The 26,759-nt window shown below is 62.3% G+C and carries 21 protein-coding genes and 4 pseudogenes; 2 read left to right on the forward strand and 23 right to left on the reverse strand.

Annotated elements, in window-relative coordinates; all coding sequences use genetic code 11:
- Positions 1-29: 29 nt before the first annotated feature.
- Positions 30-824: a 2-amino-4-hydroxy-6-hydroxymethyldihydropteridine diphosphokinase gene (folK, locus tag M1B34_RS17570; protein ID WP_268265783.1), complete on the forward strand. Its 795-nt coding sequence runs from the start codon at positions 30-32 to the stop codon at positions 822-824.
- Positions 825-883: 59 nt separating this feature from the next.
- Entirely contained in the window at positions 884-1,285 is a 402-nt protein-coding gene (locus tag M1B34_RS17575) for a GlcG/HbpS family heme-binding protein (protein ID WP_268265784.1), read from the forward strand.
- 50 nt (positions 1,286-1,335) lie between these two features.
- Here the strand turns inward: M1B34_RS17575 and M1B34_RS17580 are convergent, their stop codons facing one another.
- From M1B34_RS17580 to M1B34_RS17680, 23 genes and pseudogenes are all read right to left on the reverse strand, one after another.
- The gene (locus M1B34_RS17580) at positions 1,336-2,358 is read right to left on the reverse strand and encodes a helix-turn-helix domain-containing protein (RefSeq protein WP_268265785.1); all 1,023 of its coding nucleotides are present in this window, start codon (positions 2,356-2,358) and stop codon (positions 1,336-1,338) included.
- An 82-nt stretch (positions 2,359-2,440) separates the two neighbouring features.
- Positions 2,441-3,919: an aldehyde dehydrogenase family protein gene (locus M1B34_RS17585; RefSeq protein ID WP_268265786.1), complete on the reverse strand. Its 1,479-nt coding sequence runs from the start codon at positions 3,917-3,919 to the stop codon at positions 2,441-2,443.
- Positions 3,920-3,980: 61 nt separating this feature from the next.
- Positions 3,981-4,841: a VOC family protein gene (locus M1B34_RS17590; protein ID WP_268265787.1), complete on the reverse strand. Its 861-nt coding sequence runs from the start codon at positions 4,839-4,841 to the stop codon at positions 3,981-3,983.
- A 24-nt stretch (positions 4,842-4,865) separates the two neighbouring features.
- Positions 4,866-6,512, reverse strand: a complete 1,647-nt coding sequence (locus M1B34_RS17595) for a bifunctional 3-(3-hydroxy-phenyl)propionate/3-hydroxycinnamic acid hydroxylase (protein ID WP_268265788.1) — start codon at positions 6,510-6,512, stop codon at positions 4,866-4,868.
- Between the two features lie 21 nt (positions 6,513-6,533).
- Positions 6,534-7,352, reverse strand: coding sequence for an IclR family transcriptional regulator (locus M1B34_RS17600; protein WP_268265789.1), 819 nt, complete (start codon positions 7,350-7,352; stop codon positions 6,534-6,536).
- A 3-nt stretch (positions 7,353-7,355) separates the two neighbouring features.
- Entirely contained in the window at positions 7,356-8,207 is an 852-nt protein-coding gene (locus M1B34_RS17605; RefSeq protein WP_268265790.1) for a fumarylacetoacetate hydrolase family protein, read from the reverse strand.
- Between the two features lie 107 nt (positions 8,208-8,314).
- Positions 8,315-8,971, reverse strand: coding sequence for an MFS transporter (locus tag M1B34_RS17610; protein ID WP_341870552.1), 657 nt, complete (start codon positions 8,969-8,971; stop codon positions 8,315-8,317).
- A gap of 225 nt (positions 8,972-9,196) precedes the next feature.
- Positions 9,197-10,648, reverse strand: a complete 1,452-nt coding sequence (locus M1B34_RS17615; RefSeq protein WP_268265792.1) for a carotenoid oxygenase family protein — start codon at positions 10,646-10,648, stop codon at positions 9,197-9,199.
- Between the two features lie 55 nt (positions 10,649-10,703).
- Complete coding sequence (locus tag M1B34_RS17620) at positions 10,704-11,876, reverse strand: MFS transporter (RefSeq protein WP_268265793.1); 1,173 nt, start codon at positions 11,874-11,876, stop codon at positions 10,704-10,706.
- A 56-nt stretch (positions 11,877-11,932) separates the two neighbouring features.
- A complete protein-coding gene (locus M1B34_RS17625; RefSeq protein WP_268265794.1) occupies positions 11,933-12,925 on the reverse strand; it encodes a SphA family protein in 993 nt (330 codons plus the stop codon).
- Between the two features lie 306 nt (positions 12,926-13,231).
- Complete coding sequence (locus M1B34_RS34095; protein ID WP_425273520.1) at positions 13,232-13,999, reverse strand: methyl-accepting chemotaxis protein; 768 nt, start codon at positions 13,997-13,999, stop codon at positions 13,232-13,234.
- Between the two features lie 87 nt (positions 14,000-14,086).
- Positions 14,087-15,184 (reverse strand): annotated as a pseudogene (locus tag M1B34_RS34100) (cache domain-containing sensor histidine kinase); the annotation flags it as partial.
- Between the two features lie 182 nt (positions 15,185-15,366).
- Complete coding sequence (locus tag M1B34_RS34105; RefSeq protein WP_425273521.1) at positions 15,367-15,843, reverse strand: HNH endonuclease family protein; 477 nt, start codon at positions 15,841-15,843, stop codon at positions 15,367-15,369.
- A gap of 855 nt (positions 15,844-16,698) precedes the next feature.
- Positions 16,699-17,334: pseudogene (locus tag M1B34_RS34110) on the reverse strand (DUF262 domain-containing protein); the annotation flags it as partial.
- Complete coding sequence (locus tag M1B34_RS17640; RefSeq protein WP_268265796.1) at positions 17,331-18,710, reverse strand: DUF262 domain-containing protein; 1,380 nt, start codon at positions 18,708-18,710, stop codon at positions 17,331-17,333. The gene M1B34_RS17640 and the pseudogene M1B34_RS34110, both read right to left, overlap by 4 nt.
- A 232-nt stretch (positions 18,711-18,942) precedes the next feature.
- Positions 18,943-20,310, reverse strand: a complete 1,368-nt coding sequence (locus M1B34_RS17645; protein WP_268265797.1) for an ATP-binding protein — start codon at positions 20,308-20,310, stop codon at positions 18,943-18,945.
- A pseudogene (locus M1B34_RS17650) lies at positions 20,307-20,968 on the reverse strand (response regulator). The gene M1B34_RS17645 and the pseudogene M1B34_RS17650 overlap by 4 nt, the downstream one beginning before the upstream one ends.
- Positions 20,969-20,979: 11 nt before the next feature.
- Entirely contained in the window at positions 20,980-21,624 is a 645-nt protein-coding gene (locus M1B34_RS17655; RefSeq protein ID WP_268265798.1) for a tetratricopeptide repeat protein, read from the reverse strand.
- Entirely contained in the window at positions 21,621-22,430 is an 810-nt protein-coding gene (locus M1B34_RS17660) for an SDR family oxidoreductase (protein WP_268265799.1), read from the reverse strand. Before M1B34_RS17660 ends, M1B34_RS17655 begins: the two co-directional genes overlap by 4 nt.
- Complete coding sequence (locus M1B34_RS17665) at positions 22,417-23,091, reverse strand: iron-containing redox enzyme family protein (RefSeq protein WP_268265800.1); 675 nt, start codon at positions 23,089-23,091, stop codon at positions 22,417-22,419. Before M1B34_RS17665 ends, M1B34_RS17660 begins: the two co-directional genes overlap by 14 nt.
- The gene (locus tag M1B34_RS17670; protein ID WP_268265801.1) at positions 23,088-24,569 is read right to left on the reverse strand and encodes an AMP-binding protein; all 1,482 of its coding nucleotides are present in this window, start codon (positions 24,567-24,569) and stop codon (positions 23,088-23,090) included. Before M1B34_RS17670 ends, M1B34_RS17665 begins: the two co-directional genes overlap by 4 nt.
- Positions 24,559-25,236 carry a thermostable hemolysin gene (locus tag M1B34_RS17675; RefSeq protein ID WP_268265802.1) on the reverse strand — a complete coding sequence of 226 codons (678 nt, stop codon included), beginning with the start codon at positions 25,234-25,236 and terminating at the stop codon, positions 24,559-24,561. The genes M1B34_RS17670 and M1B34_RS17675 overlap by 11 nt, the downstream gene beginning before the upstream one ends.
- A gap of 274 nt (positions 25,237-25,510) precedes the next feature.
- A pseudogene (locus tag M1B34_RS17680) lies at positions 25,511-26,753 on the reverse strand (saccharopine dehydrogenase family protein).
- Between the last annotated feature and the right edge of the window lie 6 nt (positions 26,754-26,759).

Genomic DNA, 26,759 nt, shown 5'->3' on the forward strand with positions numbered 1-26,759 from the left:
CTTTGCCGCCTTCGCAGGAGTCCAACGCCATGTCGACTTTGATTTACCTTGGACTGGGCAGTAACCAGGACCGAGCGCATCATTTGCGGCAGGCGTTGGCGTTTCTGAGCGCCTTACTGACGGATGTGCGGTGCTCCCCGGTCTTCAGCTCGCCCGCTGTCGGCTGTACCGGGGATGACTTTTTCAACCTGGTGCTGTCCGGACGCACGGACCTGGCACTGGGCCCGTTGAGTCACGTACTCAAGCAGTTCGAAGCGCGTTACAGGCGGATACGCGGGCCACGGATCGTGTTGCCCGTTGATATCGACATTTTGCTGTATGGGGATTTTGCCGGTGACTATGAGCATGGGGTGCTGCCCAGGTCGGATCTCATCGACAAGCCCTATGTGATGATGCCCCTCGCCGCGCTGGCCCCCGACGCGCGGCACCCCATCACCGGCACAACCCACGGGGCCGCATGGAGTGAGTTCCAACGCAGTAGGCCGTTGCACGCCAAACCGATTGCGGTGCACTGCGATGGGGTGACTCCTTACCTGGGCCGAGAGGCTGCCGGAAGTGAAGACTTTACGATGGCGCAACAGCTTAAAGCCTTGCGGCTTCGACAAGGCCTGACACAGCGTCAGCTCGCTGAAAAAGCACGGGTGACGCACAGCTCCATCTCTGTGATCGAGACGAACCAGGCAAGCCCTGGGGTCAATACCCTGGATAAAATCCTGTCTGCGTTATCGACGTCATTACCTGAATTTTTTGCCCAGTTGGAGCAGGGAAGTGCCTTGGCTCCCCCTGAAACGGGACGAAGGGTGTTCCAGGAAAACCGGCAGTGAACGGTTTTTAATCATCAACGCTGAGGTTGAAGACAATGAAAATGGTACCCCGACTGACAATGGCTGATGCTCAACACATCATGCAGGCCTGTCTGGCCAAGGCCAGGGAAATGGCGGTCGATATGGACATCGCCATTACCGACGATGCGGGGCATCTGATGATGTTCCAGCGCATGGACAATGCGCGCATCACCAGTATCGACATTGCCATCAGCAAGTCTTTCACGGCCGCCGCGGCTCGCAAATCAACACGCGCCTACGGTGAAATCAGCGTGCCGGGCAAACCGGCATTTGGCATCAACACCAGCAATCAGGGGCGTTTTTCCATCGTCGCGGGTGGGCTGCCGCTGTTCATGCACGAGTTCATCGTTGGCGGTGTGGGCTGCAGTTCCGGCACGCCCGACCAGGACGAAATGGTGGCGCAAGCGGGCATCAATGCGTTTGCGGCCTACCTCAGCTAGGCGTGACGACAGCTCCCAGGCTCTTTATCCCGCGCATACCGTCAGCAGGATCAACACGTGCTGGGTTCTGTGCCCTCACACCCTGAACGCCCCCACCCGAAATCGCTCGCGGTGTCACGGAACAGGCGTGGCGACATGCCGAACGCCGATTTGAAATGTCGGCTGAAGTGCGAACTGCTGCCGTAGCCCCAGGCGTAGGCAATTTCGGTCAGGGAGCAATGGGCGTGTTCGCTGCTGCGCAGGTCCTCGGCACAGCGCGATAAGCGCCGTTGCCAGATGTACTCGCTGATGCTGCAGCCCAGTTCTTCCTGGAACGAGCGATGCAGGCTGCGCACCGAGCATTGTTCGGCGTTGGCAATGCGTTCGATGCTCAGGTCGCGGTCGGCCAGATGCCGTTCGATGTAGGCCTTGACCCGGTTCTGCTTGAAGAAACGGAAGTCGTGTTCGAGTTGTTTTTCTTCCTGCTTGTTCTTCAGGGCGTTGTCCAGGAGCGCGACGATGCTGTCGCCGATCAGCCCGGCCGAGTGGTTGTTGAGCAAAGGGTATTGGCTGTAGGCATCGCTGATCATGTGCATCAGCATCCTGCCCAGACCATTGCGCCCGTTAAGGTGCACTTCTTGCGCTCGCGCCAGCTCCCCGGCCGAGCTCTGGAACAGCAGGATAAAGTGCTCGCTACCTTGGGTACTGGTGACGCTGAAGGGCTGGCCGCTGTCGACCAGGAGCATTTCGTCAGGCGCCAGTGCGCTGCTGCGCTGGCCCTGCTCGAAATGGCTGACCCCGGCAATCTGCACGATCAGCATCAGTGGGGTGTCAATGGCGTTGACCGCCTGGCTCAGGTGACGCGAGTAGCGATGGGCACTGGCAGTCATGCGACAAAAGCGCAGTTGGCCGAGGTCGCCGTATTCCAGGCGGCCCTGGAAGTTGCTGTCGTGCAACGGGTCAATAAAGGTCGACTCCAGGCGTTTGATGTAGTCAGGAGTGCGGCCCATGTGGTCGCTCATGAACTCTTTCCACTTCATCAGTCGGTCGGAGCGAATGATCTGCTCAGTGGACACGCAGGCTAAATGGCTCATGTCTTCGCCTCTTTTCTAGGGTGTACAGGTTGGGCAAGTGCTTCGTCACTTGCCCAATCGGGAGCTGCGGGCCGGATCCTTGTCAGAACGGGTAGCGGTGGCTGCCGGGTGTCCAGGTGACCCAATGGGCACGGGTGAACTCGTCCAGGGCGTAGTGGCCATTGAAGCGTCCGAGCCCGGAGTTTTTTTCACCGCCAAAGGGTGCGTTGGGTTGATCGTCGACGGTGATGTCGTTGATATGGGTCATGCCCGCCACAATGCCGCGGGCAAAGCTCAGGCCCCGAGCCATGTCTTGGGTGAACACGGCGCTGGACAGGCCATATTCACTGGCGTTGGCCAACTCCAGGGCATGCTCCTGGTTGTGTGCAATCAGCAGTGGCAGCAGGGGACCAAAGGTTTCATCCCGTGCCAGTTCCTGGTGAGCGTCCACCTCGCCAAATACATGGGCCGGCAGCACCAGCCCCGACGCCGGCCCGCCACAGAGGCGTTTGAGGCCAGCCTGCTCGGCGTTGTCGATTTTGCGCAACAGACCATCGAGCTGGCTCTGGTTGACCACCGGGCCGATCACGGTATCGGCCAGGGCCGGGTCGCCGGTCTTGAGGTTGCGTACGCGCTCCACTACCAGCGCTGCGAAATCCGCGTACAGCGAGCGGTCGACGATCACCCGGTTGACGCTCATGCAAATCTGCCCCTGGTGCAGGAAGCGCCCGACCACCGCAGCGTGGGCCGCGAGCTCGATATCGGCATCCGCCAGTACCACCAGCGGCGCGTTACCGCCCAATTCCAGGGCCACCCGCTTGATGTGTTTGCCACCGGTGGCGATGCGCCCGACATTGCGCCCCACGTCCGTGGAGCCGGTGAAGGAAATCAGGCTGGGTACCGGGTGTTCGACAAAGGCGTCGCCCATTTCCGAGCCGGCGCCGACCACCACATTCAACGTGCCGTCGGGGAAGCCTGCTTCCTCGAACAGGTGGGCAATCAGCAGGCCGCCGGTTACTGCGGTGTCGCTGGCGGGCTTGAGCACCACGGTATTGCCCAGGGCAAGCGCCGGCACCACCGAGCGCATGCTCAGGTACAGGGGAAAGTTCCACGGGCTGATAACACCGACCACCCCCAGGGGCTCACGAAATACAAAGCTCTGTTCGCCCGGTTTATAGCTGGTGAGAATTCGCCCTTCGACCTGCATCGGCAGGGTGGCGCATTCACGCACCAGGTTCAGGGTGGCGTGGCATTCCATGCTGGCCTTGATCCGTGTGCTGCCGGACTCGCGGATCAGCCAGTCGATGATTTCTTCGCTACGGCCTTGAATCACCTGCGCCAGTTTTTCCAGCTGAGCGCTGCGTTGGGTAGCGTGCAATTGCACCCAGGGGGCTTGCGCCTTGTGTGCCGCTTGGTAGGCGTCGTCGAGGTCACCGACGGAGGCCAGTGGCATCTCCAGCAGCGCCTCGCCGTTGAACGGGTTGCGGTCATCCAGCCGGCGCGTGGAGCGGCCCTTGCGCCAGGTGCCGTTGATGTACTGGTCGCCATTGATGGCGTAGGGAACAGGGTGTTGAGCGGTCATGGTCGGATCTCTGGAGTCGGTTGGCCGTGGCGGTTGTGGGCGTGGCAGGAGCAGGGGCTATTCAGGTCCTGATCCAGGCCCGGCCCCACGAGTTGAGGGTGTATTCGCCCTGGGGCCAGCGGCCGGGCTCGCGTGTCGCGTCGGGCACTTCTTCTAGTTCTGCGGAGAACTCCAGCCGGTTGCGGTCAGCGTCGACCACCATAAAGAACAGGTTGTTGCCGGGGCCGTGTCGGCCAGGGCCAAAGAAAATGCTGACGCGCTCCTTGGCAAAACGATCGCCCCAGTCGCGGATGTCATTCCATTCGTTGGTCTCGTAGCAGTGGTGATCCCATTCGTTTTTCGAACCGCGGAAAAACGCCAGGGAATGGTGTTCGTCGTCCGAGCGCAGGAAGCACACCATCAATTGGCCCGTCTCCTCATCGACCACGTTGTCGGACACGGTAAACCCCACCGTGTTGACGTAGAAATCGATCATGGCTTCCAACTCTGTGGTCTGGAACACCACATGTTGCAGGCGCCCGGGCATGCCTGGGGGGCTGCCAGCGGTAGCGGCGGCGTTGGCCGGTGAAACACCAAAGATGGTTTGCCGACCCTGGGGATCGCGAATCAGGAAAGCACCCGGCTCCAGCAGCGGAGAGTCAAGGCTTTGCACGGCGCAGTCGCGCTCGATCAGGCGGGTGCGCAGGGTGGCCAGGCGCTCCTGGTTCCCCAGGTCGTAAGCCGAAGCCAGCAGGCCTGAGTGGTCGGCAGGAGACACCAGCATGGCCCGTTGCGTGCCGCGCAGTACCCAACTGCCATCGGCCTGGGCCTGGCTGTCCATGTCCAGCATCCGCTGGTAGAAATCGATTTGACGTGACGCGGTCTTGCTCGCCAGGTGCAGGTAGCACAGGCGGGCGGGCGTGCTGGTTTGCAGTGTTTGCATAAACACCTCCATGACTTCAAAGGATCAATGAACGAGTGGTGCGTTGCTGACGTCGATGGCGCTGTTGATCGCCAGCGGGATGCCGAATGTGCGCTGCAGCGAGGCGGCGGTCGGCGCCTCGCTGGACGGGGCGAAGATGGCCGCGATATAGCGGTCAGGGCGCAGCAGCAAAAACGTGTTGGCGTCCCCCAGCACGCTCTTGAGCATTCCCTGGCGGTCATGGAGCACAGTGCAGCCAGGCACCGATTGCCCCGGTTCGGCGTGGGGCGGCAGGATCAGAATGCGTTTGGCGTCCAGGTGGGCCCACAGCTCGTGCTGCAGTTCACCGAAGCCTTGGCCGTTGAGGTTGGCGTACTGAATCAGCGCGAAGCCGGAGCCGATGCTGTGGTCCAGCAGGGTTTCCTGTCCCAGGACGTCGGTGAGCAGGGGCTGGGGAAACATCTGCCCGCAGGACAGCTGTCCGGCCTTGCCCGAGGTCAGTACCAGGCCGTTGGTGAAGCGTGGCTTGGGCTTGAAACGCATTTGCAGGAAATAGTCGCGCAGCGGGGGCAACAGGCCGATCAGGCGGAACGCGCTGCTGATCAGGCCGGCACGCAGTACGGTGGCCGGCGCCATCACCCGGCCCAGGTTCAGCGCCAGCTTGATCAACGCCCAAGCGTGATCGCGACGCTCGCTTTCGTAGGACAGCAGCGCCGTGGCGGCGATTTTTCCCTTGAGTACGCCAATCAGCTTCCAGGCCAGGTTGTGGGCGTCGCGCACACCGCTGTTCATGCCTTGCCCGGCATAGGGCGGGGTCAGGTGCGCGGCGTCACCGGCGAGAAAGACCCGGTCCACCTGCCAGCGCTCGGCGACCCTGGCATGGAAGGTGTAGATGGTCTTGCGCACCACGCTCACGCGCGTGTCGCCCTTGAAGGGGCGCAGCAGGTCTTGCAGGCGTTCGTCGCTGAGCATCTGCTCATCGGTTTCATCGGCCTTCAGCATGAACTCGAAGCGCCGGGTGTGGTGCGGGCCGGGAACCTCGACCACCGGACGACGCGCATCGCAGTAGACCCGTGTCTGCCAGAAGGGGTCAGTGTCCTGGTCGGTGTCGACCACCAGCCAGCGCGAGGAAAAGCTCGAACCGACCATCTGGATACCCAGTTGTTTGCGCACCGGGCTGCGGCCACCGTCGCAGGCGACCAGGTAGTGGGCACTGACATCCAGCAGCTGTCCGCTGGCGTCACGAATCAGTGCCCTTACGCCGTGTGAGTCCTGAGTGAATTCCAGCAGCTCGTGCTCGAAACGCACCGCCAGGCTGGGGAAGCGTTCAAGGCCGGTCTTCAGGGTGCTTTCGAACAGGGGCTGGCGAAAGGCATTGCGCTTGGGAAAACCATACAGCTTGCCCGTGGGCTCGACCTTGCCAAAACAGTGGCCTCCGGGACGGGTAAAGTAATGCACGCCGTAGCCTGCCACCACATCACGTAACACCGCCTCATCCAGGCCCACGGCCTGCATGGTACGCAGCGACTCATCGTCGATCGATACGGCCCGCGGCTCGGTCACGGTGCCGGGCTTGCGATCGACGATCAGGGTGTCCACATTGGCCTGGCCAAGCAGGTTGGCCAGGGTCAGTCCGGTGGGGCCAGCGCCGATGACCAGGACTTGGGTGCTGATGCGTTTCAGGGTTGTCATTATTGTTCCCTTGCAAATAACTCAGTCCAATGGCTTGGGCGGGTTGGCGAGCATGGCCATGAGCTGCGAGAGCTTCCCCGCCAGGGCGAGCAGTTGCTGCCCTTGCTGTTCTTCCTGGGCGCTGTCGCGGTCTTCAACGGAGCGCACGCAACTGATGCTGCCGACCACCTTGCCGTCGCTGTCGAAGATCGGTGCCGCGAGGCCATAAATGCCCGGATCGACTTCCCCGGCGCTGGCCACATAGCCCTGGCGCCGCAGGCGTTGCAGCGAGCGGCGGAACTCTTCCCAGGTCTGCCCCAGATGACTGGCGCGAACGTCCTCGGGGTTTTCCAGGAACAGCTGACTGTGCTGGCGTGACCCCATGTTGGCGAGAATGGCCTTGGAGGTCGCCCCCAGGAACAGCGGCCTTGGCGTACCGCGGGAGTAGCTGACCTCGCTGGCCAGTTCGCCGCACTGGTGCACGCAGATCACTTGGTCCTTGAACAGCCGGCAGATCAGCCACACCTGCCGCTCGTTCCAGCGCGGCAGGCTGGCCTCCAGGGCGCTTGCGGCGCGCACCAGGGGGTCGCTGACCCGCAACTGGCGGTCCCAGGTAATAATCCGTGCACCCAGGGCATAACGCCCGGCCTCGACTTGAAACAACAGGTTGACCTCGGCCAGCTCACGCACATAGCGGTAGATGGTCGAACGGGTGAAGCCCAGCGCCAGTCCCATGTCATCGACTGCCCAGATCGGGCTGCCTTCGGTAAACAGGTCAAGCACCCGCAGCATGCGCTCCAGGCTCGACCCTTTGGTTTCGCTGTCTGGCCCCGTCGGGGCGGTGTCGTTGAGTGGGTCCATGGTTTATTGCTCGTCGACGATGCTGTTGCGCAAGGTGCCAATCCGCGAAATTTCAACCTCCACCGTGTCGCCCGGCTTCATCCACAGCGGCGGCTCACGGAATGCCCCGACACCCCCGGTGGTGCCGCTGACGATCACGTCGCCGGGTGCCAGCTCGGTAAAGGTGGAGCAGTACTCGATCAGTTGGCGTACATCAAAAATCATGTCGCTGGTGCTGGTGTGCTGCATGACTTCGCCATTCAGCCGGGTGGTCAGTTGCAGGTCCTGTGGGTCGGCGATTTCATCGCGGGTGACCAGCCATGGGCCAAAGCCACCGGTGTTGGGGAAGTTTTTGCCGGGCACGAACTGAATGGTGTGTTTCTGCCAGTCGCGCACGCTACCGTCGTTGTAGCAGGCGTAACCGGCCACATACTCCAGGGCATCGGCCTGTTTGACGTGGCGCGCCGGTTTGCCGATCACCACTGCCAGTTCACCCTCGAAGTCCAGCTTGTGCGACGCCGTGGGCCGGACGATGGGTTGCAGGTGGGCGGTCTGGCTGTCGGCGAAACGGGTAAAAATCATCGGGTAGATCGGCATCTCGCGCCCGGTTTCGCGAACATGGGTGGCGTAGTTGATACCGATGCACAGCACTTTTCCGGGGTTGGGGATGACCGGCAGAAAGGTCACCTGCGCCAGGGCGATACGCGGCAGGCCGGCCAGCACTTCGCTGCTCAGCTCGCTCAGGTGCGGGTTGGCAATGGCTTGCTTGAGGTCACTGCCAAGGGTCGGCTTGAGGGCTTCCAGGTCGATGATTTGATCACCGTCCACCACACCGTAGGTGCTGCGGCCTTGGACAATAAAGCTTGCAAGTTTCATGGGTAACTCCTGGGTAGAGGGTTAGTGCAGGTGCACGATGTTGAGCGAAGCCCGGCGTTGCTCACGCACTTGGGCGAAACGAATGACCAGGGTGGCGCTTAGCGCGATCAGGCCGGGCAGCAAGGCGGCGATGAACATCTGTTGCAGGCTCCAGTCGCGCGCCAGCCCCAGGCCTCCAGCAGTTGATCGGCGGTGGTCCCGGCGATCATCGCGCCCAGGGGCATGCCGCAGAACAGCAGGGTGACGCTGATTCTGGCGTAGCGGCGCGGGCTGTATTCCGACGCGAGGGCCACCAGGTTGGGAATGGCGCCGCCCAGCCCGAGGCCGGTCAGCAGGCGGGCAATCACCAGCTGTTCGAAGCTCTGAACATAAGCGGTCAGCAGGGAAAAAACACTGAATGTGAGGATCGAGGCCAGCAACACCTTCTTGCGCCCGATCTTGTCGGCCAGGGGTGCCAATCCCAGGGCGCCGAGCATCAGGCCAAACAGGCCCGCGGCGAATACCGAGCCGAAAGCAGCGGGCGAGGCCCCCAGTGAACCGGCGATGGGGCTCACCAGAAAGCCGATGATTTGGGTATCAAAGCCATCGAGGACGGCCACCAGGGTGCAAAGTGCAACCACTTCCAGTTGCATCGGGCTCATAGGGCGGTGGTCGATCACCTCGCCCAGGAGGTTGGAATTTGTCTCGGTGTGCATGGCGTTTGCCTCTTGTTTTTGTTTTTGCAGTGCCCTGGCCGCGAGCGAGCGTTGGCGGCTGAGGATCAATCTAAGGCTGTTATTTAATCCTGTAAAGTGAGATTTAACAAAAATCTCACAATATGGAATTTATGTAATTTCAGGTCTTGCGCCCATGCCTACACCGACCCTCTGGAACGGGCCATACGACACAGAGATGACGGTGTTGGCATGGGGGCAGCGGACGGTCAGGAACGCTGTGGCACGCAATGCAAGCCTGCGGATCAGCCGTTGTGGCCGATCCGCGGGCTCAGGTCACGGCTTGGCCGGTGCCCAGCAACCGTGCAGCGACATACGCAGACGAAACGGCACCTTGATTCGGGCGATGGGGCCGCTGTGCATATCGCGGGAATCCAGCACCACCAGTTCGGTACGGTCCTCTGTCAGGACATTCAGCAGGGCCAGTACGTAACCATCGGCTTCCGGCGCATCGGGGCTGCGGGGAATGAAAATGGGTTCCTGGAAGCAATGGCTGTCACCCGGGAACCAGGCGTCGGTGGTGCCGGCCTCAAGGTTGACGTGGGCCAGCAGGTTGAAAAACTGGAAGGGCATGGGGCCGACGTCCGGGTTGTATGGGCGCTCCGGGTCCAGTGCCAGCACAAAACCATGCTGGTAGGGGCGGCCGAGAAAGCGTTCATCGCATCGGGGGAACTCGCAGGGGTAGTCGGTCAACGGCTGCGGTTGAACCTGCTCTTCACTGCCGTTCAGGTCGAAGGTCCAGCGCATCAGGTTGGCCGCCAGGCTCTCGGGCGGTGGCAGGTAACCGTCGGCCTGGGGAAAGAAGTAGAAGACATTACCGCCCGTCACCGGCATGTCCAGGTACACCTTACCGCCCTCGTCGAAGGCATTGAGGGTGTGGCCCTGGAAGCTGTCGACAGGACCTTTGAACCAGCGCACGTCCTCGGCAGAGCCATCCCGTGGCAGCACGGCGAACAGCTGGGGCAAGTCCGGTTGCCACTGAAAATGCGGCCCCCCGCGCTGCATGCGTTCAACGTCTACCGTCAGCGGAATCAGCGGGAAAATCACATAGTGCTCGGTGACTGCAAAGTCATGGACCATCGCCGCATAAGGTGCCTGGAACCAGATTTCATGCAGCAGCTTGCCGTCGGCCGAGAGCTCGAAGTAGGCCATGTCCGGGGTGCCGTCGCCGCGGGCTTCATAGCTGAAGGCGCAGAGGTTGCCGTTGCGCGGATCGACCTTGGGGTGGGCGGTGAAGGTGGCGGATGTGATCTGCCCGTCAAAATCCCACTCGCCGAGGGTCTCCAGGGTGTGCAAGTCCATGGCCCAGGGCAGGGCATCTTCCTTGAGCGCCAGCAGCACGCCGTTGTGGGGCATCACCGTGGTGTTGGCGGTGGTGTTGTTGGGCGCGGCCAGGGGGTCATTGGTGTAGGTGTTGCGGTAAACACCGTTGAGTGAGCGGCCTTCGCGGCGCTGGGCCTGCAAGCGTTCGGTCATCACGTAGCGCCGGCGCATGGACACCTGGCCGTCGGCGAAATAGAACCCGGTGACCATTCCATCACCGTTGAAGAAAATGTCGTTGCCCAGCATCGGCGGGTATTGCGGGTCTGGCGCTACCTGGTAAAAGGCGCCGTGGATCGAGGCGGGCAGGGTGCCTTCGATCTCTAGGTCGAATACCTCCGCTTCCACCCGACTGGGGGTGTAGAGCGTGCCGGAAAACTCTGCGGTTTGAGGAAAGGGTTTGGACATCAGGTGACCTCATCACTGTTCAGGTGTATTCATTGATTCTCGACGCGCTGGCCGTTCAGGCTGGCTGGGGTGAAATGGCGGCCTTGGCGCTTCGGCGAAAGCGCCCGACCACCAGGCACGAAATCACTAGCGCGGCGATGTAGGCCGAGGCCGCCAGCCATCCGACGGCGCGGAAGTGTCCCTCGCCGACCACCAGCGCCGCGCCCAGGGGGCCAAGCCCCTGGCCGACGAAGATGGCCGCATTGCCCAGGCCGGCCAGTCGTCCGGACGGGTCCAGTTCGGCGGCCATGGAAAACAGATAAGGCAGGCTGAAGAACCAGACCAGGTGAATCAGGCAGGCCGTGGCAAAAAAAGCGCTGGGGCTGTCGCCATACACCATCACCAGGGTTGCCAGTAAGGCTGTGCCGAAGCTCAGCAGTTGGGGCAGGAGCAAGCCCAGGCGCCGTCCGATCAACCCGGCCAGGCCTGCGCCCAGGGCTCCGGCCAGGATGCTGCCGCCGAGCATGGCGCCGATTTGCTGGGGCTCCAGCCCGATGCTTTTGCCGATGCGCTCCTGATAGACCCAGAGCGCGGAATGGCCAAAGAACAGCAGCGCAAAGAGCGCAATCAGCAGCGCCGAAGTCAGGCCAAAGGGCGGGATCGAGCCGCTCGCCAGGCGGTGTGCCTCCGGGTAGCGGCGAGGCACTCGCGAACAGCTCAGCGCCGCGATCACACTGGTGACGGCCAGGAGAAAAAATGCACCGTTGATGCCCCATGACGCGAGGATCAGCGGCATGGAGGTGACCAGCAGCATGCCCCACAGCAGGTTGGCAATATTGATGGTGGCGAAGGTGGCGTCTTTGGACGTACGCAGCGCTGCGCTGGCGTAGACCACCGCCATGACCGCGCCCCCGCTGGCCCCGCAGACCACCCTGCAAATGATCAGCGATGCCTGGCTGTGCAACTGAGTGCTGGCCGCGTTGCCCAGGGCCAGGACTACCAAGGCGATCAAGGCAAAGCGCCGTCGGTCGACCTTGGCCATCAACAGGGCACAGACGCCGCAAGCGACGGCCATGGCAATCAGCTCGGCGGCGAAAATGCGCCCGATGGCGTTCAGTGGCAAACCCAGTTGGTCGATAAAGGCACCGCCCAGGATAGGTTGGATCTGCAGCGTGCCCAGGGAAATGACCATCATCAGGCAGATGGCGGCCAATGATTTTTTGCTGTCGATGGAGTCGAGCGCGTTCATACAACATCACCTCGGGTAAAGGGGCCCGCCCCTCAGCCTGGACGGGCCTGCATCAGTCAGAACTGGTGGGCGTAGCGCACCTGCACGGCGTAGTCGTTTTTCGAGCGGTTCTCGACCCCGGTCTCTTTATAGGTGTTCAACCAGAAACCCTCGGCCTCGTTGATTTTCCAGAACAGGCCCGGGCCGATCCCCAGAACCTTTTCCCGGGAGTCGCTGAGGCGGCTGCCGTTGGCTCGGTCATCGGAAATCTGCCTGAAGTAGTACCCGGCAATGCCGACCGAAAGGTGGGGGATCACTTCGTAGGAGGCGCTGAAGTTGCTCCAGGCCGACTGGCCGGCTTGGGTGTCGCGAACGGGCCGACCTTCGTAGAACTGTGCCGAACTGCTGGCGGGGTCGTTGTTCTTGAAGTTGTACAGGTAGTGCAGGCGCCAGCTCAGTTCCCAGCGTGGGGCCGGCATCCAGGTGGCGGCCCAGTAAGGGTTGATCGAGTAGAAGTTCGAGCCGGGGTTCAGGTCTTTATGTTCGTCGTATTTGCCGGTGGGCAGGATGAAGTCCAGGGCCAGCCGCTGGACAAAGACCGGCCGCCCATGGGCGTCCACAATCGGGTCGAACTGCACCTGGGGGCCCACGGTGATATCGCCGAGGCCGGTGGCGTTGTCTTGGAGCTTGACGCCGTTGTCGCCAAAATCCCCGTCCAGCGAGACGATGGGCACCAATAGGCTCCAGCCTAGGTGGGCGCCGCCACCTATGGCTTCGGGGGAGTAGTAGCTCAATTGGTTGATGAGCGTCACCACGTTGATCTGCGGATCATCGAAGGCGCCGTTCTCTTTGCCTGAATTGCCCCGGATGCTGCTGGCGCTGCTGAACTTCAGGTAAGTCAGGTGCGACAGGCCGGGCGGCCCGGCGAAGCCGTCATAAAAGCTGGTGCCGCCCAGGTTGATACCGCTGGGCTGAGCGACCGATGGCGGTGGCGGGCCATCGGCTGCCTGTGCGGCAAACGAAGCGAAAGTCAGTGCCAGGCACGCTGGCAGGCATTTAGTTGGGCTCATTGGAGTGGCTCTATTATTGAAATTATGAGCAGGGACAAACTCCCTCACGCCTCAACTCTAAGGCCAGGAAAGGGTAGAAGCTTGAGTGCAGCGGACAGAGTTGACTGAGAGCGCCATGGCCCGCAAAACCGGGCGACTGATGTTTGTATTCAGACCTGACAAGGGCCTTGGGTTTACGGACTCAGGCCATACTTGATCAACGTCAAGGCCATGCCCGCTGCTTTCTACGCAAACAAAAACGCTGCTCATCCGAGCAGCGTTTTTGTGGGTGCGACATTGATCAGGGCCCGTTGCAGGCCCCTGGTTTCAAGACTTGAAGCGCCCCACCAAACCGTTCAGTTCATCCGACAGGTTCGACAGTCGTCCGGAGTCTTCTTGCGCCGAGCTGGCCAGGCTTTCCACCAGGCGCGCCTCGTCGTAGATCTGCTGGATATGCCGGTTGATCTCCTCGGCCACGCTGTGCTGTTCCTCGGCGGCTGCCGAGATTTGCAGGTTCTGGTCGCGGATTTCATTCACCGACAACTGGATGCCCTCGAAGCTGTCCCGTGCGCTCTCGATCGACGACACGCTGGCGCGGGACAGGTCCAGGCAGCTTTCCATCTTCTGCGACACTTCCTGGGTCTTGTTGCCCAAGGTGCTGAGCAGTTGGTCGATTTCACCGGTGGAGTCGGAGGTGCGCTTGGCCAGGGCCCGTACCTCATCCGCCACCACGGCAAAGCCCCGACCTTGATCACCGGCCCGGGCCGCTTCGATGGCCGCGTTCAGGGCCAGCAGGTTGGTTTGTTCGGCGATGGCGCGGATGGTGCCGAGGATCTGGTTGATGCTGCGGCTGCCGGCTTCCAGTTCCACCATGGCCTGGGACGATTCCGTCAGGCGGCTGCCCAGGCGGTTGACGTTGTCGGTGGTCAACTCGATCTGTTGCTTGCCCTCGGCCACCCGACGGTGCCCGCTCTCGGCGGAGTCCGCGGCATGGCTGCACGAACGGGCCACCTCGTTGGCGGTCGCCACCATCTCGTTGAACGCCGTGGAGACCAGTTCCACCGCTTCGCGCTGACGCCCGGCGGCTTCATTCATGTTGTTGGCCACTTCGCTGTTGACCCGCGAGGCGTCCTGCAGGTTGGTCGAGGCCGCGCCGATGCGTTGGATCAACTGGCGTATGGCGGCCAGGAACTTGTTGAACCAGCCGGCCAGTTCCGCGGTTTCGTCCTTGCCCTGGACTTCCAGGTCACGGCGCAGGTCGCCTTCGCCCTGGGCGATCGACTGCAGGCCGGTGCTGACCTGGCCGATGGGTTTGACGATGACTTGGGAAAACGCTGCGGCCATCAGGGCAAAGATCAGCGCCAGCACCACCACGATGATTGCGGTCAGGTAGGTCATGCGGGTCGCCGCCGCCATGACTTCGCTGTACTCGATCAAACCGACGTAGCGCCAGCCCAGGCCGGGGGAGGTCCAGATATTGGCCATGTAGCGCACGCCGTCGATCTCCACCTCGGTGGGGCCTTGGGGCGTGGCGGCCAGATGGGCATAGGGCGCGCCCAGGTCCTTGAGCTGCTTGAAGCTGTGCTTGGCGTCGCGAGGGTCGACCAGCACGGTGCCGTCCTCGATCAGCATTACGTAACCGCTTTCACCCAACTTGATGCTCTTGACCAGCTCCGTGAGGTTCTTCAGGGAAACACTGACGACAAACACGCCCTTGGCCTTGCCGGCGTTGTCGAGCATCGCCCGGGCAGTACCCACCAGGGCCACATCGTCTTTGTCGTAGTAGTACGCCGGGGTGCGCACGGTCTTGCCCGGGCTGGCCATGGCGGCCTTGTACCAGGGGCGGGCACGCGGGTCGTACTTGGCCAGTTGCGGGTCATCCGGCCATTTGGCGTAGGTGCCGTCTTCCAGGCCGATGGACAGAATCGCTGCCGCCGGGTGGGTCGTGCCATGGCGCGCGAACTGCTCGATCACCTTCTGCGCCGCCGCAGGCATGGGCTGGCTGGCGGCGTCGGCGCCCTGGTAATCCTTCAGCGTGGCGACCGAGGTGTATACAGGATCGGTGGCCATTTGATCGACGTTCTGCTGGGTGCCGTCGAAAAACTGCCGGATATTGCCGTCAATCTGGCGGATTTCCCGGGTACTGCCATCAATGAACTGATCCACCGCCTGGGTGCGGGTGTTAAGCACTGAGATCACGGCAACCAGGCTGACCGGGATAAAGGCGACCAATACGAACGCAAGCACGAGCTTAGTTTTTATTTTCATGGTGACGACCATCAGCTGAGAAAGCGGGGCAAATGGCCGGTGCCTGACGGAAAAAGGCTATTTGCTATCAACCTTGTTTCGGCCCGACGGGTGTAAATCTTTAACAAGTATTTTGTGTACAACGGTAGGGGGCGTTTTGGGTGGGCTGGGGAGGGTGCCGGGCAAGGGGCTCATGGCTTGAGCCCCTTTAACGATCAATACGCCGATTTTCCGAGACTGGATTCGAGGATGTCGATCATCGCGTCTTCGTGGGAGTGGATAGCTGCGGCGTCCCAAGGCACGGTTTGCATCATCAGGTACTGCTTGATGATGTCCAGCGCATTGACCTTGTAGTACTGATTCTTGGCCTCGGGGGTGAAGTTGCTCAGGCGTGAGTTCTTGCTGTGGCTGATCAGGCATAGGTTGCCGAACGAGTCGAGGGTGACGCTGTCCAGGCGCTCAAAACCGGTGTGGGGATTGCGTGGGTAATAGTGTTCCACTGAGCTGCGGAAGGTGAACTCATAGTCCTCCACACGAGCATCAGCGCTTCGGTACTGTTTCCACAGCAGGTAATCCAGGAAGTTGAATACCAGGTTGTTTTCGATGTTGGCGAATGAAAGACGACTTCGCATGGCCTCCGGCGTGAGCGAGTCGGGCCGGGTCCGGCACTGTCCGCCGTGGAGGTAGATCATGTCGTAATACGCCGCTGGCTGGTCGGCGAGGAACCGGTCGAAGACAAACGTTCGGGCAACTGATTCCAGATGTTCCAGATAATGCTCCGCTTCAATTCGCGGCGTTGAGAACAGGTAATGCAACGCTGCGCTCAGCCAGTGCTTGTAGACCAAGGTTGGCGTCGAAACGTGGAACGCGCTGAGCAGCATCAGTATCCGGTGGTTGATGGACTCTTTACGGTCGTCGGTGCCGAAGGTGCTGACATATCGACTGCGTCGTTTTTGGTCTTCGGCGGTATTGCCTGTGAGCCGCTTGAGGCTCCAGCCATCTCGTCCCTTGAAGAACTCTCGCTTGATGATGTAGTGGTCGTACAGGAACTTGCAGCGCAGCATGTTGAAGACGAAATCCTTGACGCGCTGCGCCGGATCTTTGGCCTTGAACACATGGTCCTCAACGGTCGAAAGCAGTCGTTTATCGTCCAGCGGCACATCCAGGCCGGTCTCTACGCGTAACACGTGGAGCAGGAAGTGGGGGAAGGTGACGACCGAATTAAAGCGCTCGGGGGTTTCGTCGTCAGTGTTCGTGCTGGTCTGGTCGATGCTGGTCGATGTTTCGGCCAGGATATCGTTCAAGCTCCGTTTGACCGGGGTCGACTTCGCTTCAGTGGCGTCGTGCAGGGCCAGGGCCAAGGCATCGAAGTCAGCAACCTGCAATGTGCCCCAATCGTGTTTACCAAACACCCGGTCGCGTTGGTCAGGGGTAAAACCCATCTGCACGTACTTTTCCATGTTCGCGCAGGCTTCCCACACCTGATGCAGGCAGGCCTTGCTTGCGTCTGCATCGGGAAGATCCTCAAGTGCCTTGAGCAGCCGTGCCTTCAGCACCTCGTGCTTTTCTAACTGTTCGCCGCGGTTGTTCATTATTTCGAAGTAATGATTGAGGTCGGTATCAGCCGGGACCTCCACGCGCATGATCTGTACCCGGCTCAGCAGGAAGCTGAGAAATGCATCGGGCTCTACCGCGTTTTCATTCAGTTTTCGTGGCATCAGCTTCTGAATCAGGCGATAGCCGTTAAGGATTTCGGGGTTGATATCGTCGGGCAGCATATGCTCGATCGGGTCTTGCGCGTGCTCAGCTCTGGCGATGGCGGCAAAGGTCTTGCTGGAGTGGGGGCGGCTCGCAAAGTCGATACAGGGGCCCTCTAGCCAAGCCATGGCCTGCGGTTGTCGCTTCTTCAAGTAGGCGGCCAGCAGGGACAGCGTTGTCAGCCGTTGTTGCCCATCAATGGTTTCGAATGTTGTCGCGGCGCCCAGTCCGCGGCGGTAGACCACCAGGGAGCCGATGTAGTAATCGCGGTTTGCATCCTGGCGCAGCGTGTCGATCACATCTTGTATGAGCTGGGCAATCTCTCCTTCTTCCCAGGCATAGTTGCGCTGATACATGGGGATGACGTAGCGCGCACGGCCGTCCAGCAGGGTCTGGATAGAGAGCTGGGTGATGGGCTCATTCATAGAAAACGCATCTCCTGAAACAACGCCGTCAGCGGCTCGGTCTGGCTGGATTGAATACCCTTGACCAGCGGCAGCGGGTGCAGCAGAAAGTCCTCGGGGCGGGTGGCCGCTTGGATGAGGCGGAATAGGTTGTGGTTGAGCACGTAGTTGTCCACCGTGGCCAACTGCACCGCATACATTTGCAGGCGCAGGCTGTAGGCCCAAATAAAGGTCTTCTCTACGGCGCGAGAGAGCTCAACTTGGCCGAACTTGTCGATGTAGTAGATCAGCACGCAGTCGAACAGGGCCCGCACATAACCGTCGCCGGTACGGTTCCGGCCTGGGTAGGTGTCAAGGACTGTGAGGATGTTGCGAGCGGTCGGGTCGAGGATTGCATCGCCCTGGGGAGCTTGCGGCCGGTTTTTCAATCGCCGTACCCATTCCACCTTTTCCTGATAGTGCGCAGTCATCTCAAAGAAACGCCGGCCGTTGACGATGACCTGGTCGAGGTGGAATGGAAATTCCGCGCGCTGGCGATCAATGCGTCGTTCTGGCTGGCCGTTGTAGTGATCGACCCAATGGTGAGCGATACGCAGTTGCTCGACAAAGGGGTAGGACGCTGAAGTCGCCAGGTTCACGCCCTTGAACAGTGGCACGTCGTCCTTGCTGAAGTACCGGGCGCTGTTGCCGTTGCTCCAGCTTCGGATGCGGTACAGGTACTGCGCGAAGAGGGTGGTGAGCGCCTCGGTTTCGCTAGCCTCCCAGCCCGCTACGGTCAGGGCTTTGAGCGGTTCGTCGGCGGCATCGAACTCCCTGAGGTGATAGGCCTTGAGCAGGTCGTGCGGTTCAAGATCGCGGCCGCGCGCATTCTGTGAGTCGAAGAACTGGAACGCCTCCGACACGTCTCCAAGCGTGAAGCAGACCACTTCGCACTTATTCAACAGGAAGTCCACCATCGACTCGCTGAAGTCGGGGCGACTGACGATACGGCAGAGGGCAAGGTAATTCTGGCGAAGGTTGTGGATTGCAACGTCGCCGCTGAACGCCGGGTCAGGCATGAGCCCTTGCAGTGCATCCAGTTGCTTGCGCAATTCGGGGCGCGTTATCAATGGCTCCTTGAGGGCCAGCAGTGCCCGTACGGCGAGTACGAGGGTCAGCGTGCGCTGCTGACCATCGACGATATCCAACTGCCCATCGTGGCCGTGGAAAACAACGGTGCCCAGCCGATAGGCAGACTTGTCCCGATGAGTGAACAGGTCGGAAAACAGCTCCGCGACATGCTTTTGCGTCCACTTGTAGGGGCGTTGATACAGCGGAATGACAAGCCTGGTCAGTGACAACAATTCACGTACGCACAGGATGCGCTGGTGCGGAGCCTGCGTCTGGAGAACATTCATCTGAAACGATCCATCGCCTGATCAGGTGCGGACTGCGCCTGGCCATTCATTAGTCCGGGGGAGGGTGCCAGCGAGTGGCGTAGTGGCACATTGTACAGCGTTACCGCCGCCTCTCAATTTCTAACGTCCCGGGGCGGGTGTCGCCCTTCAACGCCACTCGCAGGCCGGCACCGTGTCGCTGACGTGGGTGCGGAGTCCGGGGTGGGCTCGATCCAGCCTGGCTCCGGGAACACTAGGCGCCAATCATCACCAACGTGGCCCGCAACCCGCCGGTGGCGCGGTTTTCCAGGCGGATCTGGCCGCCCAGGCGCACGGCAATGGCTTGCACGATGGTCAGGCCCAGCCCGGCGCCCTGGTCGTTGCCGCGGCTGTAGAAGCGCTCGAAGAGCCGTTCGCGCTCCGACTCGTCGATGCCGGGGCCCTGGTCTTCCACGGACAGCTCGACCTGCTGCCCTTGGCGGCGCAGCTGGACGGTGATTACCCCGTGTTCGGGGGAGAAGTTCGCGGCGTTGGTCACCAGGTTGTTCAAGGCGATGTTGATGGCGGCGGCATCGACCCGAGTGAGGCAGGCCGCGTCGTCGGCTTCGAACACCAGCTCCAGCCCTTTGCTGAGCAACCAGGGGGTCATTTGCACCAGGCTGTCACGAACCGTGCCTTGCAGGTCGATGACCGGCAGCTCCGCGGCCCCTGGCTGGGGTTCAAGGCGAGCCATGGTCAGCAGTTGGTTGACCAGGCGGCTGGTGCGGTCGACGCCATTGATCAGGTGTTCGAGGGATTCGCGGCGTTCCTGCTCGGTCCCGGCTTCCAGAAGGTTCTGCGCATGGACCCTGAGCACGGCGAGCGGCGTGCGCATTTCATGGGCGGCATCGGCGATGAAACGGCGCTCGCGGCCCAGCACTTGCTGGATCTGCGCGAGCATCCGGTTCAGGGCCGCCTGCATGGGTTCCAGCTCGCTGGGCAAGGGTTCCAGTTGCAGGGGCTCCAACGATCCGGAATGGCGCGCGCGCAGGGTCGCGGCCATATTCGCCAGGGGTTTGAGGCCCCAGCCGATGGCCAGCCAGACCATGGCGGCGAGGATCAGGCTGCCGAGCATGTTGGGCCAGAGGGTGTGCCGCACGATCCGGTCCACCAGGTCCGCGCGCACGTCGTGGCGTTCGCCGACCCAGATCCTCAGGTTATTGGCCGGGTCGTCGAGGATGAACGCTCGCCATTGGCGGTCGTTGCGGTCCACCACGTCACTGAAGCCGGGGGCGGTCGGGGGCACGCTGAAGGAAGGCGCGCTGGCGGTGTGTACCAGCACTTCACCCTGGTGATTCCAGACCTGGAAGGCGATCTTGCTTTCATAGGGATGGCCGTCGATCTTGGGCACGGCCTGGCTCAGGGCCTGGTTGAACGCCTGGTACAGCTCGGCGTGTTCCTTGCTGGCCAGCGGCATGCGCATGACCCCTTGCAGCAGCCGCGCGTTCTGCGCCAGTTGGGCGTCGTACACCTCGGCAATTTCATGGTTGCTGTCATGCAGGTTGAACACGCTGAGCACCAGCAGGCCGGTGAGCATCAGGCCGATAATCAGGGTCAGGGTACGGCGGCGGATGGAACTCATTGGCGCTCTTCCACCAGGTAGCCGACGCCGCGAATGGTGCGGATCAGGTCGCTGGAGAATTTTTTGCGCAGATGATGGATGTGCACCTCCAGGGTGTTGCTTTCGGCTTCTTCATTCCAGCCATACAGCAGTTGCATCAGGCGCTCGCGGGTCATGACGCGGCCCGGCGGCGACAGCAGTTCGTAGAGCAGTTGATATTCCTTGGGGGTCAGGGCCACGGCCTCGCCATGGTAGGCAACCTGCTGGGTGCTTGGGTCCAGGCTGATGCCGGCGTGTTCGATCAATACCCGCGCCCGTCCCGCACTGCGACGCAGCAGGGCGCGCAGGCGGGCTTTCAGTTCGGCCAGGTCGAAGGGCTTGATCAGGTAGTCGTCGCGCCGGCGTCCAGACCGGCGATGCGGTCTTCGGTGGCATCGCGGGCGGTGAGGATCAGCACCGGCAGGTTGGAGCCGCTCTGGCGCAGGCGCCGCAACACCTCCAGGCCGTCCATGCGCGGCAAACCAAGGTCGAGCACCGCCAGGTCAAAGGTTTCGCTGAGCAGCGAGTGCAGGGCGCTGCTGCCGTCTTTCAGCCAGTCGACGGTGTAACCCTCGCGCCCCAGGGCCTGGTGAATGCCTTCGCCCAGGGCCACGTCATCCTCGATCAGTAATAAGCGCACACGGACTCCTGTCACTTGAGTTGTTTATTCACATCCACCAACAACGCCTCGATGTCCTTGCGCCGCCCGCTGTCGGCGGTTTCCCGGCCGGGGCGTGGGGCTGCCTGCAAGGCCTTGAGCAGGGCTTCTCGGGCTTCGGCGTAACGTTTTTGACGGTAGAGGTGATCGCCCCAGAAGTACAGGCTGTCGATGCCATTGGGGTTCAACTGCAAGGCCTGCTTGAGCAGCGGCTCGGCCTTGTCGGCGTCACCGAAACCGATGGGCCAGCCTGGCACGCGATCATACAGTGCCGCCAGGCTGGTGTAGGCCGAGCCTTGTAAGGCGTTCGGGTCCAGGGCCAGGGCATGCTCCAGCTCGGCCTTGGCGTCCTTGACCTTGCCCAGCGCGCCGAGCCCACCCTGGGCGCCTGCCCAACTGCTGGTGACAATCCCCGACCAGATCCACGCTTCGGCCAGCGCCGGGCGTTCCTGGGTAAAGGCCGAGGCCTGGCCGGCCAGTTGTTCAAAGGCGGCTGTTCGCTGGTCGGCCGGCAGCTCGTACTGGATCTGTGCCCAGCGCTGCTGGATACCGCTCAGGCGTTGTTGGTCGGCGTTGTCCAGGGCCCAGACACTCTGGCTCAAGACGCCCAGGAACAGGCAGGTGGCGAATTTTTTCATGGCTTAGGTTTCTCGTTATCGGGCTTTTGACTGAGGCGGCGGATCAGCGGCAGTTGCTTGCGCAAGCCACGGTCCACCAGGTGCGGCAGCACACTGTTGAGGCGCACAAAGAAACGTTCCGGCCAGCCCAGGTAAAGGTCGCGCCGATCCCCGGCAATGGCGTGGATCACGGCGTTGGCCACGGTCTGCGGGTCGTCGACACTGGCCTTGAGGGCATCGTTCAGGGCCTGTGCCTGGGGGCTGTTCATGCTGGTGCGGGTGGCGCGCGGGGCGACATACAGCACGCTGACCCGGGTATCAGCCAACTCCCGGCGCAGGGCTTCGGAAAACCCGCGCAAGGCAAACTTGGTGGCGCAGTAGCTGGCATAGCCGGGGTAGCCGATGGAGCCGTAGGTGGAGCCGACATTCACCACCATGGCGCTGTCGGCCTCCTTGAGCAGCGGCAGCAGGGTCTTGGTCAGGCAGATGGGCGCGCTGATGTTCACCGCCAGCATGGCGTTGACCTCGCTGTCATCGAGCTGCTCAAGCATGGCGAAGTGGTTGACCCCGGCAGCGTTGATCAACAGGTTGAGGCCGCCCATGGCCTGGGCAGCGCTCAGCACCTTGCGCCGATCGGCGACAAACGTCAGGTCGGCCGCAATCCAGCTCAGGTGTTGCGGGTACTGCTTGAGCAAGGAGGCCAGGGCATCCTCGTGGCGTGCCACGGCCAGCACCCGGGCCCCGCTGGCGCAGAGGGCGGCGGCAATCGCCCGGCCGATACCGCCGCTGGCGCCCGTCAGTACAACGCGTGCTTCAGACAGCCGCATGGGGCAACTCCCCTTGGCGTGGCAGGCCGCGGAACATGTCGGCGTAGAGCCGGTACACCACTTTCGAGGCGTGAATCACCGCAGCCTGGTCGTCCGGGTCTTCCAGGGTGTCCATCAGTCGGCGATAGGTCTGCATGTGCTCGATGTCCAGCGAACCGTGCGAACTGAGGTAGCTGAAGGCGCTGGCCGGCAGTGCCAGGCGCTCGCGGATGCTGCCGGCGGCGTGGGTGGCCAGGGCGATGCTGGTGCCTTCGAGGACGTTGACCATGCCGAACAGCCCCACCGGGTTGTCCCGGGCAATCAGGTCGTACAGGAAGCTGACCATCAACTCGATCGGCAGCGAGGGGCGCCCGTCGCGCACGGCATCCTTGTTGCCACCGCAGGCCGCGATGTCGTTGAGGACCCATTGCTCGTGGCCGTACTCGTCCTCGATGTAGTCGCACACCGCCTTGCGCAGCCACTCCAGCCGCGACGGCAGGCGCGCGCCGCAGGCCATCATCAGCGGCACGGTGTGGCGCACGTGGTAGTAGGCCTGGGCCAGGAACGCCCGGTAGCTCTCCAGGCTGACCCGGCCCTCAAGGGCATCACGGATGATGGGCAGGCTGAACAGCGCCTGGCGTTCAGCCTGGGTGGCGTCTTGCAGGGTGTCGAAAAAACTCATGACGGGGATTCCTCGGAGGAGATAAAGGTGTCGAGCAGTGATCGGTAGCGCTCGACGATGGCGTCGCGACGTGGCCGACCGTTGGCGGTGAGCAGCCCGCTGGCGGCGGTAAAGGGTTGGTCCAGGCGACTCCAGTGGTGCACCCGGGCGTAATCGGGCAGGGCCTGGTTGGCCTGGGCCACGGCCATCGCCAGGTCCTCATCGCTGCAGTCGGGGCGATGGGGCCAGAGCAGGGCGTGGTTGCGCGGCATGGCTTCGCCATAGACGAAGGCCTGGGCAATGTGGCGGCGCTGGGTCAGCTCCGCCTCGACCCATTCGGGGTTGACGTTGCGCCCGAAGCTGGTGACGAACTGGTGCTTCTTGCGGCCCTTGAGGTAGAGAAAGCCCTCGGCATCGAACTCCCCCAGATCGCCGCTGGGCCACCAGCTATCGACCGGCGATTGATCCCCCAGGTAGCCCAGCAGGGTCGAGCCTCTGATCAGCACTTCGCCGTCGTCGGCCAGGCGAATCTCCACATGGGGCAGGGGCTTGCCGACGCTGCCGGGACGACAGGCCCCGGGTCGATTGAGGCAGACCACTGAAGCGCATTCCGACAGGCCATAGCCTTCATAGACGGGAAGGCCGAGGCGTTTTGCGCGGTCCAGCAGGTCCCGGCTGACCCGTGCCCCGCCCACCGCGGCAAAACGCAGGGTGCGCGGATCAAAGGCTTGCTGCTCGGCGGCACTGATCAGCAGCAATAGCAACTGCGGTACCAGAATCAGGCTATGGGGCTGGCGCGTGGCCAGGCAGCCCAGCAGTCGAGGGATCTCGACCCCGCTGGCGCCCTGGATCCCCAGGCTTTTCTGGCTGGGCAGGCTCAGGGCGGCGCCGGCGTACAGGGCGGCATAACAGCCGAGGTTCTCCAGCAGGATCGCCAGGGGCAGCAGGGCCAGGTGGTGTTGCGGCAGGGTGGAGCGGCTGGCCTGGTCCAGCTCTCGGGCCACCCGCAGCAGGCTGTCGGCGCTCAGGCAGACGCCCTTTGGCGTGCCGGTGGTGCCGGAGGTGAAGGTCATTTTGGCGGTGCCGGCGGGCATCGGGTTCGGGCCGCTGAAGGCGCGTCGCCACGAGGCGCCAGTCTTGAGGTAGCCGGCGCTTTGCAGTTCTTCGTCCAGCTCCGGTTCAGCGATTACCCATTGCGTCTGGCTCTGTTCCAGACAGTGCCGGCGTTGGGCGGGGCTGAAGAACGGTGGCAGGGTCACGCAGGTCAGCCCTTCGAACAGGATGGCCAGGTCCCAGAGCATCGCCTCGGCGCCGTTGTCCAGTGCCAGGGCGACCACGCTGACCTGCTCATCGCGCAGGCATTCCTGGCGATACTGCACTTCGGCATACAGCTCGGCGTAGTCCAGGCGTACCTGGTCGTCCCACAGGGCGGTGGCAAAGCCTTGGTTCTCGGCGTGATCGCGCAGGGTGTTGTTGAAGCGCTGCACTTCAGGCGACATGGCAGGACTCCTCAAGGGAACAGGGCAAGCGCAGGCGGGCGAACATGCCCATGTTGCGCAGGTGGATAAACCCGGCGCGGATGTTGCCGACGTGCACCCAAGGCTGGCTTTCGTAGTAGCTGCCCCAGTGATGGCGCTCGTCGCCCAGGCGCTGTGGGTCGGCGGCGCACAGGGTTACCGGTTTCAAGCCCAGGCGATGGAAGCTGTTGACCAGGCCAATGTTGCCGGTGAAGGCCACCCATTCCAGGCCGCCCATGGCCAGCAGGTAGGTGATGGCGATGATGCTCAGGCGTGCACTGCCGGTGTCGCTGGCGGCCAGGTTGCCGACCTCGACAATGCCGGCGCGGTCCACTGGCTGGTCAGCGGCGGCGCTGATCAACGGGTCTATGGATTCATCCAGGTAGCGCTCCAGGAACAGCGGTTCGTGGCTGGCCACGCGCACGCCGGCCACGGCACAGAGTTGCCCGGCGTCATCGCTCATGCCGAACAGTTGCGGCATGAAGTGGCGGATGTCGGCGCCATGGGCTTTGCGAAAACGTTGTTGGATAAAGGCTTCGAAGGCGGGGCGCTGGGCCTCGCCCGGCAAGGCGCGGTCCAGGCTCATCAGGGGGCTGTCGGTTTTGCCGAAGCGCAGGGGTAAGGCAATGTTCCAGTCGAAATCGGGCATGGGCGTTACGCCTCCCTAGGTCAGTGGGGAGGAGTATCGGAGGCATTTCTTAACGGAATCTGAAGGTGCGTAAAAGCGTCCCTCAAGCCTGTTTGACACGCACCGGGCAGGGGAGCTCGGCCGCAGCATCGGGGCGGTGTAACGGGACAGTCGGGGGCAGTCGGTAGTGGAGAGGGAGCAGGAAGGGGATGAGCCGTGGCTCAGTTTCGCGCCGGGGCGGGGCGGCGAAAACAGGGGGCGCCAAGGTGGGCGCCCCCTGCCTGTTCAGGGGCTATCAGGCGATAGCGTCCCAAGGGCGGTCGCCCGAGGCGTCCTTGATGCGGGTGGGCAGGCCCATCACATCCAGGGCCTTGAGGAACGGCTCGGCTGGCAGCTCTTCGACGTTGGCCATGCGTTGCACATCCCACTCGCCACGGGCCACCAACAGGGCCGCAGCCACTGGCGGAACGCCGGCGGTGTAGGAGATGCCCTGGCTGTCCGTCTCGGCAAAGGCTTCTTCGTGGCAGGCCACGTTGTAGATGAACAGCTCGTGTGGCTGGCCGTTCTTTGTGCCTTTGACCAGGTCGCCGATGCAGGTCTTGCCGGTGTAGCCCGGGGCCAGCGAAGACGGGTCGCAGTACGGCCTTGACCACTTTCAACGGGATGACTTCCAGGCCTTCGGCGGTCTTCACCGGTTGCTCGGAGAGCAGGCCAAGGTTTTTCAGCACGGTGAACACGTTGATGTAGTGTTCGCCGAAGCTCATCCAGAAGCGCACGTTGGGCACGTCGAGGTTTTTCGACAGCGAGTGCACTTCATCGTGGCCGGTCAGGTACAGGTTCTGCGAACCGACAACCGGCAGGTCGTCGGTGCGTTTGACTTCGAACATGGTGTTGCTGGTCCACTGGCTGTTCTGCCAGCTCCACACCTGTCCGGTGAACTCGCGGAAGTTGATTTCCGGGTCGAAATTGGTGGCGAAGTATTTGCCGTGGGAGCCGGCATTGACGTCGAGAATGTCGATCGAATCAATGCGGTCGAAATGCTGTTGCTGTGCCAGCGCCGCATAGGCGTTGACCACACCTGGGTCGAAGCCCACGCCGAGAATGGCGGTGATGTTCTTCTGTTTGCACTCTTCCAGGTGGTTCCACTCGTAGTTGCCGTACCACGGCGGGGTCTCGCAGACCTTGCCCGGCTCTTCGTGGATGGCGGTGTCGAGGTAAGCCACGCCGGTATCGATGCAGGCGCGCAGCACCGACATGTTGAGGAACGCGGAACCGACGTTGATGACGATCTGCGAGTCGGTCTCGCGGATCAGGGCCTTGGTCGCTTCCACGTCCAGGGCGTTCAGCGCGAAGGCTTGGATGTCGGCGGGAACCTTGAGGCTACCCTTGGCCTTGACGCTGTCGATGATGGCCTGGCATTTGGAGATGTTGCGCGACGCGATAGCAATACGACCGAGTTCGTCGTTGTGCTGCGCGCACTTGTGGGCCACCACCTTGGCGACACCTCCTGCACCAATGATAAGAACGTTCTTTTTCAATTGCTT

This window comes from Pseudomonas morbosilactucae (genome assembly GCF_023241715.1).
GTDB lineage: Bacteria > Pseudomonadota > Gammaproteobacteria > Pseudomonadales > Pseudomonadaceae > Aquipseudomonas > Aquipseudomonas morbosilactucae.